The organism is Streptomyces sp. NPDC015532 (genome assembly GCF_043078065.1).
In the GTDB taxonomy this organism is placed as follows: domain Bacteria; phylum Actinomycetota; class Actinomycetes; order Streptomycetales; family Streptomycetaceae; genus Streptomyces.
On sequence record NZ_JBIBSY010000007.1, the window covers coordinates 312,169 to 329,911 of the forward strand.

At 70.9% G+C, this 17,743-nt stretch carries 10 protein-coding genes; 8 read left to right on the top strand and 2 right to left on the bottom strand.

Annotation, left to right across the window (positions count from 1 at the left end):
- The first annotated feature begins 90 nt into the window (after nucleotides 1-90).
- The 6 genes from ACF07B_RS23300 to ACF07B_RS23325 all read left to right on the top strand — a co-directional run bounded on the left by ACF07B_RS23300 (nucleotide 91) and on the right by ACF07B_RS23325 (nucleotide 8,948).
- Complete coding sequence (locus tag ACF07B_RS23300) at nucleotides 91-1,770, top strand: Tat pathway signal sequence domain protein (protein ID WP_392180341.1); 1,680 nt, start codon at nucleotides 91-93, stop codon at nucleotides 1,768-1,770.
- A 26-nt stretch (nucleotides 1,771-1,796) separates the two neighbouring features.
- Complete coding sequence (locus ACF07B_RS23305; protein WP_392180342.1) at nucleotides 1,797-2,849, top strand: ABC transporter permease; 1,053 nt, start codon at nucleotides 1,797-1,799, stop codon at nucleotides 2,847-2,849.
- Entirely contained in the window at nucleotides 2,846-3,781 is a 936-nt protein-coding gene (locus ACF07B_RS23310; protein ID WP_392180343.1) for a carbohydrate ABC transporter permease, read from the top strand. The genes ACF07B_RS23305 and ACF07B_RS23310 overlap by 4 nt, the downstream gene beginning before the upstream one ends.
- A 131-nt stretch (nucleotides 3,782-3,912) precedes the next feature.
- Nucleotides 3,913-5,919: a beta-galactosidase gene (locus tag ACF07B_RS23315; RefSeq protein ID WP_392180344.1), complete on the top strand. Its 2,007-nt coding sequence runs from the start codon at nucleotides 3,913-3,915 to the stop codon at nucleotides 5,917-5,919.
- A complete protein-coding gene (locus ACF07B_RS23320) occupies nucleotides 5,916-8,192 on the top strand; it encodes a glycoside hydrolase N-terminal domain-containing protein (RefSeq protein ID WP_392180345.1) in 2,277 nt (758 codons plus the stop codon). The genes ACF07B_RS23315 and ACF07B_RS23320 overlap by 4 nt, the downstream gene beginning before the upstream one ends.
- Before the next feature lie 39 nt (nucleotides 8,193-8,231).
- A complete protein-coding gene (locus tag ACF07B_RS23325; RefSeq protein WP_392180346.1) occupies nucleotides 8,232-8,948 on the top strand; it encodes a hypothetical protein in 717 nt (238 codons plus the stop codon).
- A 49-nt stretch (nucleotides 8,949-8,997) separates the two neighbouring features.
- Here the strand turns inward: ACF07B_RS23325 and ACF07B_RS23330 are convergent, their stop codons facing one another.
- Both ACF07B_RS23330 and ACF07B_RS23335 read right to left on the bottom strand, forming a co-directional pair.
- On the bottom strand, nucleotides 8,998-11,040 hold the full coding sequence (locus ACF07B_RS23330) for a TIM-barrel domain-containing protein (RefSeq protein WP_392180347.1): 2,043 nt from the start codon (nucleotides 11,038-11,040) through the stop codon (nucleotides 8,998-9,000).
- Nucleotides 11,041-11,405: 365 nt separating this feature from the next.
- Nucleotides 11,406-12,419 (bottom strand): LacI family DNA-binding transcriptional regulator, encoded by a 1,014-nt coding sequence (locus tag ACF07B_RS23335; RefSeq protein ID WP_384238963.1) that lies wholly within the window; start codon nucleotides 12,417-12,419, stop codon nucleotides 11,406-11,408.
- A 367-nt stretch (nucleotides 12,420-12,786) separates the two neighbouring features.
- Here ACF07B_RS23335 and ACF07B_RS23340 point away from each other — a divergent pair, with 367 nt between their 5' ends.
- On the top strand, nucleotides 12,787-14,718 hold the full coding sequence (locus tag ACF07B_RS23340; protein WP_369483819.1) for an acyl-CoA dehydrogenase family protein: 1,932 nt from the start codon (nucleotides 12,787-12,789) through the stop codon (nucleotides 14,716-14,718).
- 161 nt (nucleotides 14,719-14,879) lie between these two features.
- Nucleotides 14,880-17,654 (top strand): preprotein translocase subunit SecA, encoded by a 2,775-nt coding sequence (secA, locus tag ACF07B_RS23345; RefSeq protein WP_392180348.1) that lies wholly within the window; start codon nucleotides 14,880-14,882, stop codon nucleotides 17,652-17,654.
- Nucleotides 17,655-17,743: the final 89 nt, after the last annotated feature.

The window sequence follows — 17,743 nt, forward strand, 5'->3', positions numbered from 1 at the left end:
CCGCTTCAGCTCAGGCAGATCCACTCAAGACACCGCAGCCGACGGCTCCACCGCCGGGTGTCCTGCTGTGCGCCATGAAGGGTTGACGCAATGACGCCGAACTCCGCCACCACCGCCCCCAGCCGGAGAAGCTTCCTCGCCTCCACGGCGGTCGCAGCGGCCGCCGTGGCCGGCGGAACGTCCCTGCTCGCCGCCTGCGGCGGAGGACAGGACGGCAGCAAGGACGGCACCACCTCGGGGAAGGACGCCCAGAAGATCCTCCCGGCGTTCGTGGCGTCGAGCGTCGTCACGCCCGACCTTCCGTCGAAGAACGGATCGGCGGCCGGGTTCACCCGGGCGATCGACCTCGACGCGCTGAAGACGTCCGTCCCGAAGAAGCCGGCCACCGGCAGCGACCTGAAGATCATGTCGCCGTTCTGGGGCACCCCGCCGTCCGGCGACAACGCGTACTACACGGCCATGAACGAGGCCATCGGCATCAAGGCGACCTGGCAGAACCAGGACGGCAACACCTACGACGAGAAACTGGGCGCGGTCCTCGCCTCCAGCGACATCCCGGACGTGGTGGTCGTCCCGGGCTGGAACCTGAACGGCAAGATCCCGAGCGCGATCAACGCCAAGTTCGCCGACCTCGGCCCGTATCTGTCGGGTGACAAGGTCAAGGCCTACCCGAACCTCGCGGCCGTCCCCACGGACGCCTGGCAGCGCTCCATCTTCGGCGGCCGGCTGCGCGCGATCCCGATGCCGGCCTCCTACGTCACGAACATCGTGCCCTTCTACCGCAAGGACATCTTCGCCAAGAAGGGCTACACCCTGCCCAAGTCGCCCGACGAGTTCCTGTCCTGGGCGAAGGCGGCCACCGACGCCAAGGCGAAGGTGTGGGCCTGCGACGACCTCAAGTGGACGGCCTTCAACATCTACGGCGTCCTGAACGGCAGTGACAAGGCCCTGTGGTGGGACCTGAGGGACGGCAAGCTGGTCAACCGGATCGAGACCGACGAGTACCTCGAAGCCCTGGAGTGGACGCGCAAGCTGTACGCGGCGGGCGTCGTCCACCCCGACGCCAAGGCCGTCAAGGGCGACGCGTCCAACCGGTTCACCGCCGGCCAGTCCCTCGTCTTCAACGGCGACCTGTCCTACTGGTACGGCTCGACGGCCGAACAGCGCACCCAGAAGAGCGACTTCGAGATGGGCGCCTTCGACATCTTCGGCCCCGACGGCGGCGACCCCACACTCTGGGCGACCCAGCCCGCCGGCATCTTCACCTTCGTGAGCGGTAAGGCGTCCAAGCGGCAGATCAAGGACTTCCTCGCGCTCGCCGACTTCTGCGCGGCACCGTACGGCACCAAGGAGTACATGCTGACGGTGTACGGGGTCGAGGGCACCGACTACACGGTCAAGAACGGCCTGCCCACCAAGACCACCAAGGGCACCAACGAGGTCAACGGCGCCTACGACTACACCGGCGACCCGGCCGCCTACCTCGCCCACCCCGATCTGCCGGAGATCGCCAGGCTCCAGGTCGAGTGGCAGCAGCGCATGGGCGCCTTCACCAAGAAGTCCTCCTTCTACGGCCTGACCATCACCGAGCCCAACCGGTGGACCAACCTCGCCAACGACTTCGAGCAGCTGGAGGACGACATCGTCCGCGGCCGCAAGAAGATCGGCGACATGCAGCAGGCCGTCGCGGACTGGAAGCAGAAGGGCGGCGACGACCTGCGCGCCTGGTACAAGAAGCTGCTCGACGCCAACGGCTCCGCGGCCAAGTGACCCAGGGCTGAGGCAAGGAGAAGGCCGTGTCGCACAGCACGGTGCCCCGGAGCAGGGCCGGGGCCAGGGCGGGCAGGAGCACGCCGGAAGGGAGCCCGCCGGACGGCGCCACCGGACGGCGGGCCGAAGGAGGCACCGCACAGCGCGCGGGAAAGCAGGCCTTCCGGCCGCGGTTCAGACGCGACCGCACCCTGATCCTGATGACCCTGCCCGCGATCGCGCTGCTGCTCGTCTTCACCTACGTACCGGTGCTGGGCAATGTCGTCGCCTTCCAGGACTACGACCCGTATCTGAGCGACAACGGCTTCGTCGCGATCTTCGAGAGCCCCTGGACCGGACTGGAGAACTTCCAGCGGATCTTCGCGGACTCGGGCTTCTGGCACGCGGTGCAGAACACGTTCGTCCTGTTCTTCCTCCAGCTCGTGCTCTTCTTCCCGATCCCGGTCGGCCTCGCGCTGCTCATCAACAGCGTGGTCAGGCCCCGGGTCCGGGCCGTCGCCCAGGCGGTCATGTACCTCCCGCACTTCTTCTCCTGGGTCCTCGTCGTCACCGTCTTCCAGCAGATCTTCGGCGGGGCGGGCATCATCGCCCAGACCCTGCGCCAACACGGCCACCAGGGCATCGACCTGATGACCGACCCGGGGATCTTCAAGTTCCTGGTGACGGCCGAGGGCGTCTGGAAGGACGCGGGCTGGGGCATCATCGTCTTCCTCGCGGCCCTGTCGGCCGTGTCGCCCGACCTGTACGAGGCCGCCGCCATGGACGGGGCCGGACGCTGGCGCCGGACGTGGCACATCACCCTGCCCGCCCTGCGCCCGGTGATCGCCCTGCTCCTGGTGCTGCGCGTGGGCGACGCGCTCACCGTCGGCTTCGAGCAACTCCTGCTCCAGCGCGACGCGGTGGGCCCCGGCGCCTCCGAGGTCCTCGACACCTACGTCTGGTGGAACGGCATCCGCAACCAGGACTTCGGCTACGCGGCGGCGGCCGGACTGATCAAGGGAGTGGTCGGTCTGGGGCTCGTCCTGACCGCCAACAAGGTCGCCCATCTCATGGGCGAGCAGGGGGTGTACGAGAAATGACCGCCGTGACGCACCCGCCGCGCGACAGGCCCGGCCGCTGGGCGGCGCCGCCCCGGCCGCCCTGGGAGGAGGAGCCGTCGAAGGCCGGCCTCGCGGGCAAGGGGCTCATCCTCACCCTGGCCGCCCTCGCGATCCTGTTCCCGCTCTGGATCGTCGTCGTCACCAGTCTCCAGTCGAAGAAGACCATCGACGCGGCCGGCGGACTGGTCGTCGTCCCCAGGGGCGTCACCCTCGTCGCCTACAGGGAACTGCTCACCGGCGGCCAGGTGCAGCGCGCCGCGCTCGTCAGTGTCGGCGTGACCCTGGCCGGCACCCTGTTCAGCATGGCGGTCTCGGTCCTGTGCGCCTACGGCCTCTCGCGCGTCGGATCGCTCGGCCACCGCTGGTTCCTGATGCTGCTGCTCGCCACGATGTTCTTCGGCGCCGGCCTCATCCCCACCTATCTGCTGGTGCAGGCGCTCGGCCTCACCGACAGCTATCTCGCGCTGATCCTCCCCAGCGCGGTCAGCGTCTTCAACATCCTGGTGCTGCGGGCGTTCTTCATGGGCATCTCGCCCGAACTGATCGACAGCGCCCGTATCGACGGCGCGGGCGACTGGCGCATCCTGTGGCAGATCGTGATGCCGCTCTCCCGGGCCGTCCTCGCGGTCATCTCGCTGTTCTACGCGGTCGGTTACTGGAGCGCCTGGTTCAACGCCTCCATCTACCTGACCGACCAGGACATGATGCCGCTCCAGAACGTCATGATCCAGCTGGTGCAGAAGCAGGAACGGCCGGTCGGCCTCGCCACCCAGATCAACACCGGCCAGCTCTCCCCGCTCGCCGTGCAGATGGCCGTCATGGTGATGGCGCTGCTGCCGGTCGCGGTCCTCTCGCCCTTCGTCCAGCGGCACTTCAAGAAGGGCATGCTCACCGGCGCCGTGAAGGGCTGACCCGCCCGCGCGCCCCGTACCGGAGTACCCCGGTGTCCACCCCGCGCCGCCCCCAGCTCGTCGCGGCCGACCTGCCCCTGACCGGCGGTCGGCCGCGGCGGTCCATCCCTCACCCCGAACGAGGTAGGTCCATGCCCACGTCCCGTGGAACCGGTCCGCAGTCCGGGCGGCCGCGTCTGAGCGACGCCACCCGGGGCCGCATCCTGTTCGGCGGCGACTACAACCCCGAACAGTGGCCCGAGGAGATCTGGCACGAGGACGTCCGCCTCATGAAGGAGGCCGGCGTCAACTCCGTCACCCTCGGGGTCTTCTCCTGGGCCAGGATCGAACCCCGCCCCGGAGGGAGGGAGTTCGGCTGGCTTGACCGGCTGATGGACCTGATGCACGAGCACGGCGTCAGCGTCGTGCTCGCCACCCCCACCTCCTCGCCGCCGCCCTGGATGGGCCGGCTGCACCCCGAGACCCTGCCCCGGGACGAGGACGGCCGAACCGAATGGTGGGGCTCCCGGCAGCACTTCTCGCACTCCAGCGCCGTCTACCGCCGCCTCGCCGCCGCCGTCACCGAGGACCTGGCGGCCCGCTACGCCGGCCACCCCGCCCTCACGATGTGGCACATCAACAACGAGTACTGCACCGTCGACCACGGCGACGAGGCGGCCACCGCCTTCCGCCGCTGGCTCCAGGACCGGTACGGCACCCTCGAAGCGCTCAACACCGCCTGGGGGACGGCCTTCTGGGGCCAGGCCTACGGCGACTGGCTCGAGGTCCTCCCACCGCGTCACGCGCACTACATGAAGAACCCGACGCATGTCCTCGACTTCAGACGGTTCACCTCCGACATGCTCCTGGAGTGTTACGCCGCCGAGCGGGACATCGTGCGCCGCCACAGCCCCGGCACTCCGGTGACCAGCAACTTCATGCCGATGTGGGTCGGCCAGGACGCCTGGCGGTGGGCCGAGGAGGAGGACGTCGTCTCGGTCGACCTCTACCCCGACCCGCGCGACCCCCTCGGCGCGCAGCACGGCGCGCTCGTCCAGGACATGACGCGCTCGCAGGCGGCAGGAGGTCCCTGGATGCTCATGGAACAGGCGGCGGGAGCCGTCAACTGGCGCGGTGTGAACCATCCCAAGCCGCGCGGGCTGAACCGGCTGTGGTCCCTCCAGGCCGTGGCGCGCGGTGCCGACGCCGTCTGCTACTTCCAGTGGCGGCAGTCCCGGCAGGGCGCGGAGAAGTTCCACTCCGGGATGATCGGCCACGCGGGGGAGCGGGGCCGCACCTTCCAGGAGATCAAGCGGATCGGAGCCGAACTGGCCGCCCTGGCACCCCAGGTGGCCGGCACCCGGGTCGACGCGGACATCGCGATCCTGCACGACTGGAACTCCTGGTGGGCGGGGGCGCACGACGGCCGGCTGTCCGCCGAGAACGACTGCGCCGAGGTCGTACGGGCCTGGCACCGCGCTCTGTGGGAGGCCCACCTCACCACCGCCTTCGCCCACCCGGAGCACGACCTCTCCGCGTACCGCATGGTGGTCGTGCCCCAGCTCTACCTGCTCACGGACCCGGCGATCGAGAACCTCCTCGCCCACGTGCGAGCGGGCGGCACACTCGTCTGCGGCTTCCTCACCGGCGTCGCCGACGAGGACGACCGGGTGCGGCCGGGCGGCATGGACGAGCGGCTGCGCGACCTGTTCGGCATCCGCACGCTGCACGAATGGTGGCCGCTGGACGCGGGGGAGAAGGTCGCGTGCGACAGCTTCTCGGGCACGCTGTGGTCCGAGGAGATCGAACCCGACGGCACCGCGGCCGTCGAGGCCCGGTACCGCGGCGGCGAGCTGGACGGACTGCCCGCCGTGCTGTCCAAGGGCACCGCCCGCTACCTCTCCACGCTGCCCGAACCGGCCGCCCTGCGCGCCCTGCTGGCGGCGGCCGCGGACCGCGCGGGCGTCCGGCCGGTACTCGGCCGGCTGCCCGACGGCGTCGAGGCCGTCCGGCGCGGCGACCTGCTCTTCCTGCTCAACCACCGGCGCGACCCGGTGACCGTCGAGGTGCCGGGCGACCACCGTGACCTGCTCGGCGGTGCGGCCGTGCGGGACCGGGTACGACTGGAACGCCACGGAGCGGCGGTGCTCGCCCCATGACCGGCGAGACCCGCTCGGGCTCCCACACCGACCCTTCCCCGACGGAGAGCGGCCCCGGTTCCGCACCCGTCCACGGCACCTGGGAACCCCGGCCCGCCGCCCGCTGGGAGGACGCCTTCCTGAGCGGCAACGGCACACACGGCGCCATGGTGTTCGGTGATCCGAACGATGACCGGGTCATCGTCAACCATCACCGTCTGGTCCGTCCGAACGGCAGCGCGGACGCGCGCCCGCCCGAGCTCGCCGACCGCCTCGCCGACGTACAGGACCGGCTGCTCGCCGGAGACGTGAACGCCGGCGAGGACTTCACCGACGGCCGGCCACTGCTGTGGGTACAGCCGTTCCATCCGGCGTTCCAGGTGCGGCTGCGCCGTTCCGCCGAGGAACCGCGCGGCTACCGCCGCGAGGCCGACTTCACCACCGGGATCGTCCGCACCGCATGCGGCGACCGGCGCGGCGAGGTGTTCGTCTCGCGCGCCGACGACGTGATCGCGCAGTACGTGACCGGCCCCGGCCGCGCGGCCGAGGTGACGCTGGACCACCGGCTGCCGGGAGCGCCCGCGGAACTGGCGGTGGAGCACGCGGCCGTCCACACCCCCGAGGGTGCCCTGCTCACCCTGCGCGCCCGATATCCGGGCAGCGACCTGGCCTACACCGGGGTCACCCTCCTCGTCACGGACGGTGTCACCCGTCCCACCCCTTCGGGCGTACGGGTCGAGGGCGCCCGCTCGATGCTGCTGCTCACCCGGGTACGCCGGCACCCGGGCCACCTGGACGCCCGCGCGGAACTCCGCGCGCTGCGGGATCTGCTGCCCGGGCCCGGTCACGGCGCCGGGGACATCGAGGAAGCCCACGCGCACCTGCTCTCCCGCCACACCGCCCTGCACCGCGCCGCCTACCTGCGGGTCACCCTCGACCTGCACGCCGATCCCGCCGAACGGGCACTGCCCGGATCGGAGCTGGTCCGGCGCTCGAAGAGCCCCGCCCTCGTGGAACGGCTCTTCGCGGCCGGCCGGTACCACCTGCTGTCGGCGGCCGGCACGCTGCCGCCGCGGCTGACAGGTCTCTGGACCGGCGACTGGGACACGGCCTGGTCCGGGGCGTTCACCACGGACGCCAACCTCAACCTCCAGACGGCGTCGGCCGCGGCGGCCGCCCTCCCCGAGGTCACCGAGGCGCACGCGGCCCTGGTCCACGGCCTGCTGCCGCACTGGCGGGACAACGCCCGAGCCGTCTTCGGCGCACGCGGGGTCCTCGCCCCCGCCCACACCGACGGCGAGTCCGGCCACCTCTACCACCTCAGCCGTGCGTACCCGCTGCACGTGTGGACCGCCGGCGCCGACTGGCTGCTCAAGCCGCTCGTGGACCACGACGAGACCCGCGGCGGACGCGACCCGCGCCTGGCCGCCGCACTCGCCGAAGCGGCCCTCTTCTACGAGGACTTCCTCACCCGGACCGACGACGACGGCCACCTGGTGATCGTGCCGTCCTACTCCCCGGAGAACCGCCCCGCCAACGCGAGCTGGATCACCGTGAACGCCGCCATGGACCTCTCGGCCGCCCGCCACGCCCTGTGCACGGCGGCCGCGTATCACCCGGGCCCCGGCGCCGAGCGCCTGCGGGCGCTCGCCGACCGGCTGCCACCGCACCGGGTCAACTCCGAGGGCGCGCTGGCCGAGTGGGCCCGCCCCGGACTCCTCGACAGCTACGACCACCGGCACCTCAGCCATCTCTACGGCGTCTGGCCGCTCGACGAGATCAACCCCTACGACACCCCCGGGCTCGCCGCGGCGGCCCGGCGCGCCCTCGAACTGCGCGGCCCCGAGAACGACTCGGCGCACGGCCACCTCCATCACGCCCTGGTGGCCGCCCGGCTGCGGGACGCCGGGCGGGTGGCGAAGGCCCTCGACGCCGTCCTGGCCGGGGACTTCTTCCATGACTCCCTGATGAGCGGCCACTACCCGAACCGGCACGTCTACAACGCCGACGCCGCCCACACCCTGCCCGGCGTCGTCATCGAGGCCCTGATCCAGTCGACACCGCGTCGGCTCGTCCTGTTCCCCGCGCTTCCCGCCGGCCTGCCGAGCGGCGAACTCCGGGGAATCCGGACGAGGTTCGGCGCCGAGGCCGACCTCACCTGGACCCCCGACGGTGCCACGGCCGTCCTGCGGCCGGGCCGCACCTGCCGCATCGAACTCCGGACTTCCACCGGCGCGCGACCGCTCTCCCTGAGCGCCGGAGAAGACCGCGTCCTCACCCTGGGGCCGCGGTAGACCTCCCGCACCTCCCCCCCCACCCATGGAAGGGACACCATGGCACTTCGCACACGGAACAGGATCACCAAGGCCCTCGTCGCCCCCGCGCTGGCGCTCGGCGCGACGGTCGGCCTCGCCTCCGCCCCCGCCCAGGCCGCCGTCTGGTCCTCCTGCGACCAGTGGGGCAACACCACGCTGAACGGTTACACGCTCTACAACAACATCTGGGGCTCCGGCGCGGGCAGCCAGTGCGTCTGGGCCAACTCCGGCACCAACTGGGGAGTCTGGGCCAACCACCCCAACACCGGCGGCATCAAGTCCTACCCCAACTCCAAGAAGTACGTCGGCAAGACGATCGCGGGGCTGTCCTCCCTCACCAGCACCTACAACGTCACCGTCCCGTCGTCCGGCGCGTACAACACCTCGTACGACATCTGGGACACCGACTACGACTACGAGACGATGCTCTGGGTCAACTACAACGGCGCCGTCGGCGCGCTCGGCACCTCGCAGGGCACGCTCACGCTGAACGGCAACACCTGGACCGTCTACAAGGGCAACAACGGCGCGAACGAGGTCTTCTCGTTCCTGCGCACCTCGGACTCCACCTCCGGCACCATCAACATCCTCCCGATCATGAGGTGGATCGCGAACACCAAGGGCTGGATGTCCAGCGCCGAGACCATCGGCGACGTGCAGTTCGGCTTCGAGATCACCTCGTCCTCGGGCGGGCTCGACTTCGTCGCCAACAACCTGACGGTCGGCAGCAGCTGACCCGTGCGTCCCGGCGCGGCCGGCCCCTCCCGGGACCGGCCGCGTCCCGCTATCCGGCCACCGGCAGCCGCGCCCCGTCCCGCAGGAACAACGGGATCCGGTCCAGCGGCGCGTCCACCGTCACGGCCGCGCCTCCCTCGTACGACACCCCGGTCCATGCGTCCGTCCAGCGCGCGCCCGCCGGGAGATACGCCGTACGGGCCGTCGCACCCGCGGTGAGCACCGGCGCGACCAGCAGGTCCGGGCCGAGGAGGTAGGAGTCGTCCACCGACCAGGCCGCCTGGTCGCCGGGGAACTCCAGGAGCAGCGGGCGCATCACCGGCAGCCCCTCCTCGTGGGCCTCCCGCATGACGTCCAGCAGATACGGCTTCAGACGTTCCCGCAGCCGCAGGTACTTCTCCATGACGGCGCCCGCCTCCTCGCCGTACGACCAGACCTCGTTCGGACCGCCGGTCATCCCGGGACCCAGCGGCAGCCCCGGGTCGCGGAAGCCGTGCAGCCGCATCAGCGGCGACAGCGCGCCGAACTGGAACCAGCGGACCATGACCTCGCGGTACGCCGGGTCGTCCGGGTCGCCGCCGTGGAAGCCGCCGATGTCGGTGTTCCACCAGGGGATCCCGGACAGCGCGGTGTTGAGGCCCGCGGCGATCTGGCGGCGCAGGGTCGCGAAGTCGGTCCCGATGTCGCCCGACCACAGGGCGGCCCCGTAGCGCTGACTGCCCGCCCAGGCCGAGCGGTTGAGGGAGATGATCTCGCTCTCCCCGGCTGCGCGGAGGCCCTCGTAGAAGGTGCGGGCGTTCTCGCGCGGGTAGAGGTTGCCCACTTCGAGTCCCGGGCCCGCGTGGTAGCGCAGGTTCTCGGAGAAGCCCGGCTTCAGCTCCGGCTCGCAGGCGTCCAGCCAGAACGCCGAGATGCCGTACGGGTCGAGATAGTTGTCCTTCACGCGGGACCACAGGAAGTCCCGCGCCTCGGGGTTCGTGGCGTCGTAGAAGGCCACCTGGACCGTGGACGCGACCTGCTTGTCCGGCCAGTCGGCGTGCGCCATCGGCCCGTACTCGGTGCCGATGAAGTGGCCCCGCTGCTCCATGAGCCGATGGTTCTCGGAGAGCGGCGAGACCGACGGCCAGACGGACACGACCAGTTTCACGCCGAGACCGGCGAGTTCGGCCTGCATGGCCGCCGGGTCGGGCCACTCATCCGGGTCGAACTTCCAGTCCCCGAGGTGCGTCCAGTGGAAGAAGTCACAGACGATCACCGAGAGCGGAAGGCCCCGCCGCTTGTACTCCCGCGCCACGTCCAGGAGTTCGTCCTGGGTGCGGTAGCGCAGCTTGCACTGCCAGAATCCGGCCGCCCACTCGGGCAGCATCGGCGTGCGGCCGGTCGCCGCGCTGTAGCGGCGCTGGGCGTCGGCCGGGGTGCCCGCGGTGATCCAGTAGTCGATCTGGCGGGCCGAGTCGGCGACCCAGCGGGTGCCGTTGCCCGCGAGCTCCACCCGGCCGATGGCCGGGTTGTTCCACAGGAGGGTGTAGCCGCGGCTGGAGGTGAGCACCGGAACGGTGACCTCGGCGTTGCGCTGGATGAGGTCCAGGACCGCGCCCTTCTGGTCGAACAGCCCGTGCTGGTGCTGCCCGAGGCCGTACAACCGCTCGCCGTCGTACGCGGCGAAGCGCTGCTCCAGCCGGTGGTGGCCGTTGCCCGTGGGGGTGTACAGCCGTGAGCCGGGCCACCAGAAGTGGGCGCGCTCCTCGGCGAGGAGCTCACCGCCGTCCGCGGTGCGGATGAAACGGATCAGCCCCTCCGCGCGCACCTCGACGGTCAGCGCCCCGACCGTCAACCGGCCCTCATCGGGGGTGAGTTCCAGCGTGCTCGTGGTGTCCTCGGGCCGGTCGAGCAGCGCTCCCGGCAGGCCTTCGAGCAGGGGACCGCCGAGCCGGGCGCGCACGCGCACGGCGTCGGGGCCCCACGGCTCGATCCGGACGGTCTCCGTGCGGCCGCTCCACTCCAGAGCGCCGTCCCGTTCACGGAACGTGCCTACGGTCGGGGAGGACTGCGCGAGGCTCACCTGGGGCTGGATCGCGGCGGGCTGATTCACGTGGATGCTCCTGAAGGAGTGCAGACATGAAGGAGTGCAGACATGAAGGGGTGCGGACATGACGGGCGCGGACGGGATTCCGTCCGGGCACTCGTCCGCGGGTGCGGGTGCGGGTGTGGCCGAGCGGGACGGGGATGCGGGCCGGGCGCGGGGGAGCCGGACGGGGATGCGGGCCGGGTGTACGGGCTGGGCACGGAACGCGGCGGTGCGGGCGGGGCGGCACGAAGAGCGTGGGGCGGCAGGGAAGCGGTGCGGGGTGGGGCGGCGAAGGGCGGTACAGGGAGAACACGCGGACGGCGGGTGCCCGGCGGGACGCGAGGCCCGCCTGCGGGTACCGGAGGGCGCGCCGAAGCCGGGAGACCGGCTCAGGGAGCGGCCGGCGCAGGCCCCGTGCTCGCCCGTACCGTCAACTCCGGAGCGATCAGTACGACTTCGTCCTTGCCGCGTCCTTCGAGCTTGGCGATCAGATGCTCGACGGCATGGCGGCCCATGTCCTGGGCGGGGATGGCGACCGAGGTCAGCCGTACCGAGGCCTGGGTGGCGACCTGGTCCGGGCAGATCGCGATCACCGAGACGTCCTCGGGGACGGCGCGGCCCTTCTGGCGCAGCAGCGCGAGCAGCGGCTCGACCGCCGACTCGTTCTGCACGACGAAGCCCGTGGTGCCCGGGCGCTCGTCGAGGATGCGGGCGAGGGTGAGGGCCATCGCGTCGTAGCCGCCCTCACAGGGCCGGTGCAGCACCCGCAGCCCCAGTTCGCGGGAGCGGGCGCGCAGTCCGTCGAGCGTCCGCTCGGCGAAGCCGGTGTGCCGCTCGTAGACGGCGGGCGCCTCGCCGATGACAGCGATGTCACGGTGGCCGAGCAGCGCCAGATGCTCGGCGCACAGCGCGCCCGTGGCCCCGAAGTCGAGGTCGACGCAGGTCAGGCCGGTGGTGTCGGCGGGGAGGCCGATGAGCACGGACGGCTGGTCCGTCTCACGCAGCAACGGCAGCCGCTCGTCGTCGAGTTCGACGTCCATCAGGATCATCGCGTCGGCGAGCCCGCTGCCGGTGACCCGGCGCACCGCGTCGGGCCCCTCCTCGCCGGTGAGCAGCAGGACGTCGTATCCGTGGGTCCGGGCGTTGGTGGCCACCGCGATGGCGATCTCCATCATCACGGGTACGTACATGTCGGTGCGCAGCGGGACCATCAGCGCGATGATGTTGGACCGGCTGCTCGCCAGGGCGCGGGCGCCCGCGTTCGGGTGGTAGCCGAGTTGCCGGATGCTCTGCTCGACCCGCTGCCGGGTGCTCGCGGAGATGGACCGCTTGCCGCTGAGGACATAGCTCACCGTGCTCGCCGAGACTCCGGCGTGCTGGGCGACCTCGGCGAGGGTGACCATCCAGCTCTCCCAGCTTTGTGAAGCGCTTCGACAGTGCGCGCGGTACCGATAGGGGCGAATGAGGGTGGCTCGACACTAGCCCGGTGGAGGAATCGTGTCCATAGGCTGTCGAAGCGCTTCGACAGTGAATTCCCCGCACCGGCCCGGCCCCCACCGGCCGTGCGGCACGTCCCCGGACGGCGTACCCGGACCGTCCCCCGGAGCGGGCCTCCGGCGCAACACCGCCGACCGGTTCCGCCGGGGATTCCATTGGGCCGAACGCTGCGCGAGGACTGGTGGGGTCATCCGTAATCGGGTAAATACGATCGAGTAGAACCGGTCGGTAACGGACAGTCCCAAGATCCCTATTCGCGGCGAGGTGAGCCTCATGTCCGCAACACCCCAGAAGCCCACAGTCACCGAACGTGAGGCCCGACAGGTCGCCGAGGCCGCGCGCGAACAGAACTGGCAGAAGCCCAGCTTCGCCAAGGAACTCTTCCTCGGTCGCTTCCGGCTCGACCTGATCCACCCCCACCCGCTCCCCGCCGACGAGGACACCCAGCGCGGCGAGGAGTTCCTGGCCAAACTGCGCGACTTCTGCGAGACGAAGATCGACTCCGCCCGGATCGAGCGCGAGGCGCGGATTCCCGACGAGACGATCACCGGGCTCAAGGAAATCGGCGCCCTCGGCATGAAGATCGACACCAAGTACGGGGGTCTCGGCCTCACCCAGGTCTACTACAACAAGGCCCTCGCCCTGGTCGGCTCCGTGAACCCGGCGCTCGGCGCCCTGCTCTCCGCCCATCAGTCGATCGGCGTACCGCAGCCGCTGAAGCTCTTCGGCACCCAGGAACAGCGGGACATCTTCCTGCCGCGCTGCGCCCGCACCGACATCTCCGCCTTCCTGCTCACCGAACCGGACGTCGGCTCCGACCCGGCCCGGCTCGCCACGACCGCCGTGCCGGACGGCGACGACTACATCCTCGACGGGGTGAAACTGTGGACGACCAACGGCGTCGTCGCGGACCTCCTCGTCGTCATGGCGCGCGTCCCGAAGTCCGAGGACAGCAAGGGCGGCATCACGGCCTTCGTGGTGGAGGCCGCCTCGGAGGGCGTCACGGTCGAGAACCGCAACGCGTTCATGGGCCTGCGCGGCCTGGAGAACGGCGTCACCCGCTTCCACCGGGTGCGCGTGCCCGCCGCCAACCGCATCGGACCCGAGGGGGCGGGCCTGAAGATCGCCCTCACCACCCTCAACACCGGCCGCCTCTCGCTGCCCGCCATGTGCGTGGGCGCGGGCAAGTGGTGCCTGAAGATCGCCCGCGAGTGGACGTCGGTGCGCGAGCAGTGGGGCAAGCCGGTCGCCTTCCACGAGGCCGTCGGCTCCAAGATCTCCTTCATCGCGGCCACCACCTTCGCCCTGGAGGCCGTGCTCGACCTGTCGTCGCAGATGGCGGACGAGAACCGCAACGACATCCGCATCGAGGCCGCCCTCGCCAAGCTGTACGGCTCCGAGATGGCCTGCCTGATGGCCGACGAACTGGTCCAGATCCGCGGCGGCCGCGGCTTCGAGACGGCCGCGTCGCTGGCGGCCCGCGGCGAGCGCGCGGTCCCCGCCGAACAGGTCCTGCGCGACCTGCGCATCAACCGCATCTTCGAGGGCTCCACGGAGATCATGCATCTGCTGATCGCCCGGGAGGCCGTCGACGCCCACCTCTCGGTGGCCGGCGACCTCATCGACCCCGACAAGTCACTCTCGGAGAAGGCGAAGGCGGGCGCGAACGCCGGTGTCTTCTACGCCAAGTGGCTGCCGAAACTGGTCACGGGAGCGGGCCGGCTCCCGGGCTCGTACAGCGAGTTCCACCACGACGTGGACCTCTCCACGCATCTGCGGTACGTCGAGCGCAGCGCCCGCAAGCTCGCCCGGTCCACCTTCTACGCGATGTCGCGCTGGCAGGGCCGTATGGAGACCAAGCAGGGCTTCCTGGGCCGGATCGTCGACATCGGCGCCGAACTCTTCGCGATGAGCGCGGCCTGCGTGCGGGCCGAACTCCTGCGCACCACGGGAGATCACGGGCGCGAGGCCTACCAGCTCGCCGACGCCTTCTGCCGCCAGTCCCGCGTCCGCGTCGAGGAACTCTTCGGACGCCTGTGGAGCAACACCGACGACATCGACCGCAAGGTCGTCAAGGGCGTCCTGTCCGGCACCTACACCTGGCTGGAGGAAGGCGTCCTTGACCCGTCGGGCGAAGGCCCCTGGATCGCCGACGCCACCCCCGGCCCGAGCACCCGGGAGAACGTGCACCGGCCCATCCGCTGACGATCGTCCGGTGACGCCCACGGACCCCGTCCGCCGTCGCGCTGCTTGCCCCGCCGCCGCGGGGCGGCGGACAATGAACGCGACGGCGAACGGGGAACTCCACCGCGACGCCCTGGCGGCTCTCCCCGGCACCGACCGCGCCGGACTGCGAGGGACTTCCCATGCCAGCAAAAGGGCTCGACGCCATCACCGGAAGGATCATGCGGGCGGGCGAGGGCCGGATGCTGCGCCGCCTCGAACACCTCGCCGCGCAGACAGGCTCCCTCGAAGAGGAGTTCAGGGCCCTGTCCGACAAGGAACTCCAGGCGCTCACACCGGAGTTCAAGCGGCGTCTCGGCGCGGGCGAGAGCCTGGACGACCTGCTGCCGGAAGCCTTCGCCGCGATGCGCGAGGCCTCCCGCCGCATCCTCGGCATGCGCCACTTCGACGTGCAGCTCATGGGCGGAGCAGCGCTGCATCTCGGCCACATCGCCGAGATGCAGACCGGTGAGGGAAAAACGCTCGTCGGCACCCTGCCGGTCTATCTGAACGCCCTTGCCGGCAACGGAGTTCACCTCGTCACCGTCAACGACTACCTGGCCCGCCGGGACGCCGAGTGGATGGGGCGCGCGTACCGCTTCCTCGGACTGAGCGTCGGCGTCCTCAGGGCGGATTCGACCCCCGCCGAACGGCGTGCCCAGTACGCCTGCGACGTCACCTACGGCACCAACACCGAGTTCGGCTTCGACTACCTGCGCGACAACATGGCCCGCTCCAAGGACGAACTCGTGCAGCGCGGGCACCACTTCGCGATCGTCGACGAGGCCGACTCGATCCTCATCGACGAGGCGCGCACCCCGCTGATCATCTCCGGCCCGGCCGACCAGCCGACGCACTGGTACGAGGCCTTCGCCGCGTTCGCCCGGCACATGAGCGGCGTACAGGTGCAGGAGGAGCAGTTCACCACGCAGGCCGACAAGGACCGCCTCGCCGTCCTGCGGACGGGGCACGACTACGAGTACGACCCCAAGAAGCGCACGGTGTCGGTCCTGGACCCCGGAGTCGAGTACCTCCAGGACCAGCTCGGCATCGACAGCCTCTACGAGTCCGACCACACCCCGCTGATCGGACACCTGAACAACGCCCTCAAGGCCAAGGAACACTTCAGGAAGGACAAGGACTACGTCGTCGTGGACGGCGAGGTGCTGATCGTCGACGAGCACACCGGCCGCATCCTCGCCGGCCGGCGCTACAACGAAGGACTGCACCAGGCCATCGAGGCCAAGGAAGGCGTCACGATCAAGGACGAGAACCAGACGCTCGCCACGATCACCCTCCAGAACTTCTTCCGCCTCTACGGCAAGCTCGCCGGCATGACCGGCACCGCCATGACCGAGGCGGCCGAGTTCCACCAGATCTACCGCCTGCACGTCGTCCCGATCCCGACCAACCGGCCCATGGTCCGGCGCGACGACCCCGACCAGATCTACCGCACCGAGGAGGCGAAGTACGCCGCGGTCCTCGCCGACATAGCCGAGAACCACGCGCTCGGCCGGCCGGTCCTGGTGGGCACCACCTCCGTCGAGAAGTCCGAGACGCTCTCCGCGCTGCTGCGCCGGCAGGGCATCCGGCACGAGGTGCTCAACGCCAAGAACCACCGGCGCGAGGCCCAGATCGTCGCCCAGGCCGGACGCCGGGGCGCCGTCACCGTCGCCACCAACATGGCGGGCCGCGGCACCGACATCATGCTCGGCGGCAACCCCGAGGCGATGGCGCTCGCCGAGGCGGGCGAGGACGCGGACCCCGGGGAACGGCGCGCGGTCCTCGACCGCGTCACCTCCGCGGCCGCGGCCGAGCACGACGAGGTCACGGCGCTCGGCGGACTGTACGTGCTGGGCACCGAGCGGCACGAGTCGCGGCGCATCGACAACCAGCTCCGCGGTCGCTCCGGCCGCCAGGGCGACCCCGGCGCCTCCCGTTTCTACCTCTCCCTGGAGGACGACCTGCTGCGGTTGTTCCGGGCGAACGTCGTCGACCGCGTGATGTCCATGGCGAACGTCCCCGACGACGTACCCATCGAGAACAAGATGGTCACCCGCGCCATCGCCTCCGCCCAGGCCCAGCTGGAGCAGCAGCACTTCGAGTCGCGCAAGGACGTCCTGAAGTTCGACGAGGTCCTCAACCGGCAGCGCACGCTCATCTACGCCGAACGCCGCCGCGTCCTGGACGGCGAGGACCTGAACGAACAGATCACGCACTTCATGGAGGACACCATCCGGGCGTACATCGAGCGGGAGACCGGCGAGGGCTTCCCCGAGGAGTGGGACCTGGAGAGGCTGTGGGGAGCCCTGCGGCAGCTCTACCCCGTGGGGATCACGGTCGAGGAACTGGCGGACCTGCACGGCGGCCGGGAGGGCCTCACCACCGAGCGGGTCGTCGAGACGGTCACCGACGACGTCCGCGCCCGGTACGCGGAGCGCGAGAGGGAACTCGGCCCGGAGGCCCTGCGCGACCTGGAGCGTCTCGTCGTCCTGTCCGTCCTCGACCGCAAGTGGCGCGAGCACCTCTACGAGATGGACTACCTGCGCGAAGGCATCGGGCTGCGCTGGACGCTCGGCCGCGAGCCGATCGTCGAGTACGAGCGCGAGGGCTACGACATGTACGGAGCCATGACCGACGCCATCAAGGAGGAGTCCGTCGGCTACGTCTTCAACCTCGACACCGCCGCCCCGGCCCCCAGGGCCCTGGAACCCCGCGACCGTACCGACGGCCTGCTCTTCACCGCGCCGACGCTCGACACGTCCGACGGAGTGGTCGAAGGCGCGTTCGCCCCCGCCCGGACGCCCGGGACCGCGCCCGCCCTTCCCGGACCCACCGACGGCCCCGCCGGCGGACGGCCCGCGCACGGCGGTCCCCGGCCGCCCGGGCCCGCGCCTCGGCGCCGCCGCAAGCGCTGACCTGCGGATCAGTAGGACGACGACAGGGCCACGCCGCGGCACCCGTGGGCGGGCACCCGCCCACCGCGGCCCCGCGGAACGCCCGCTCC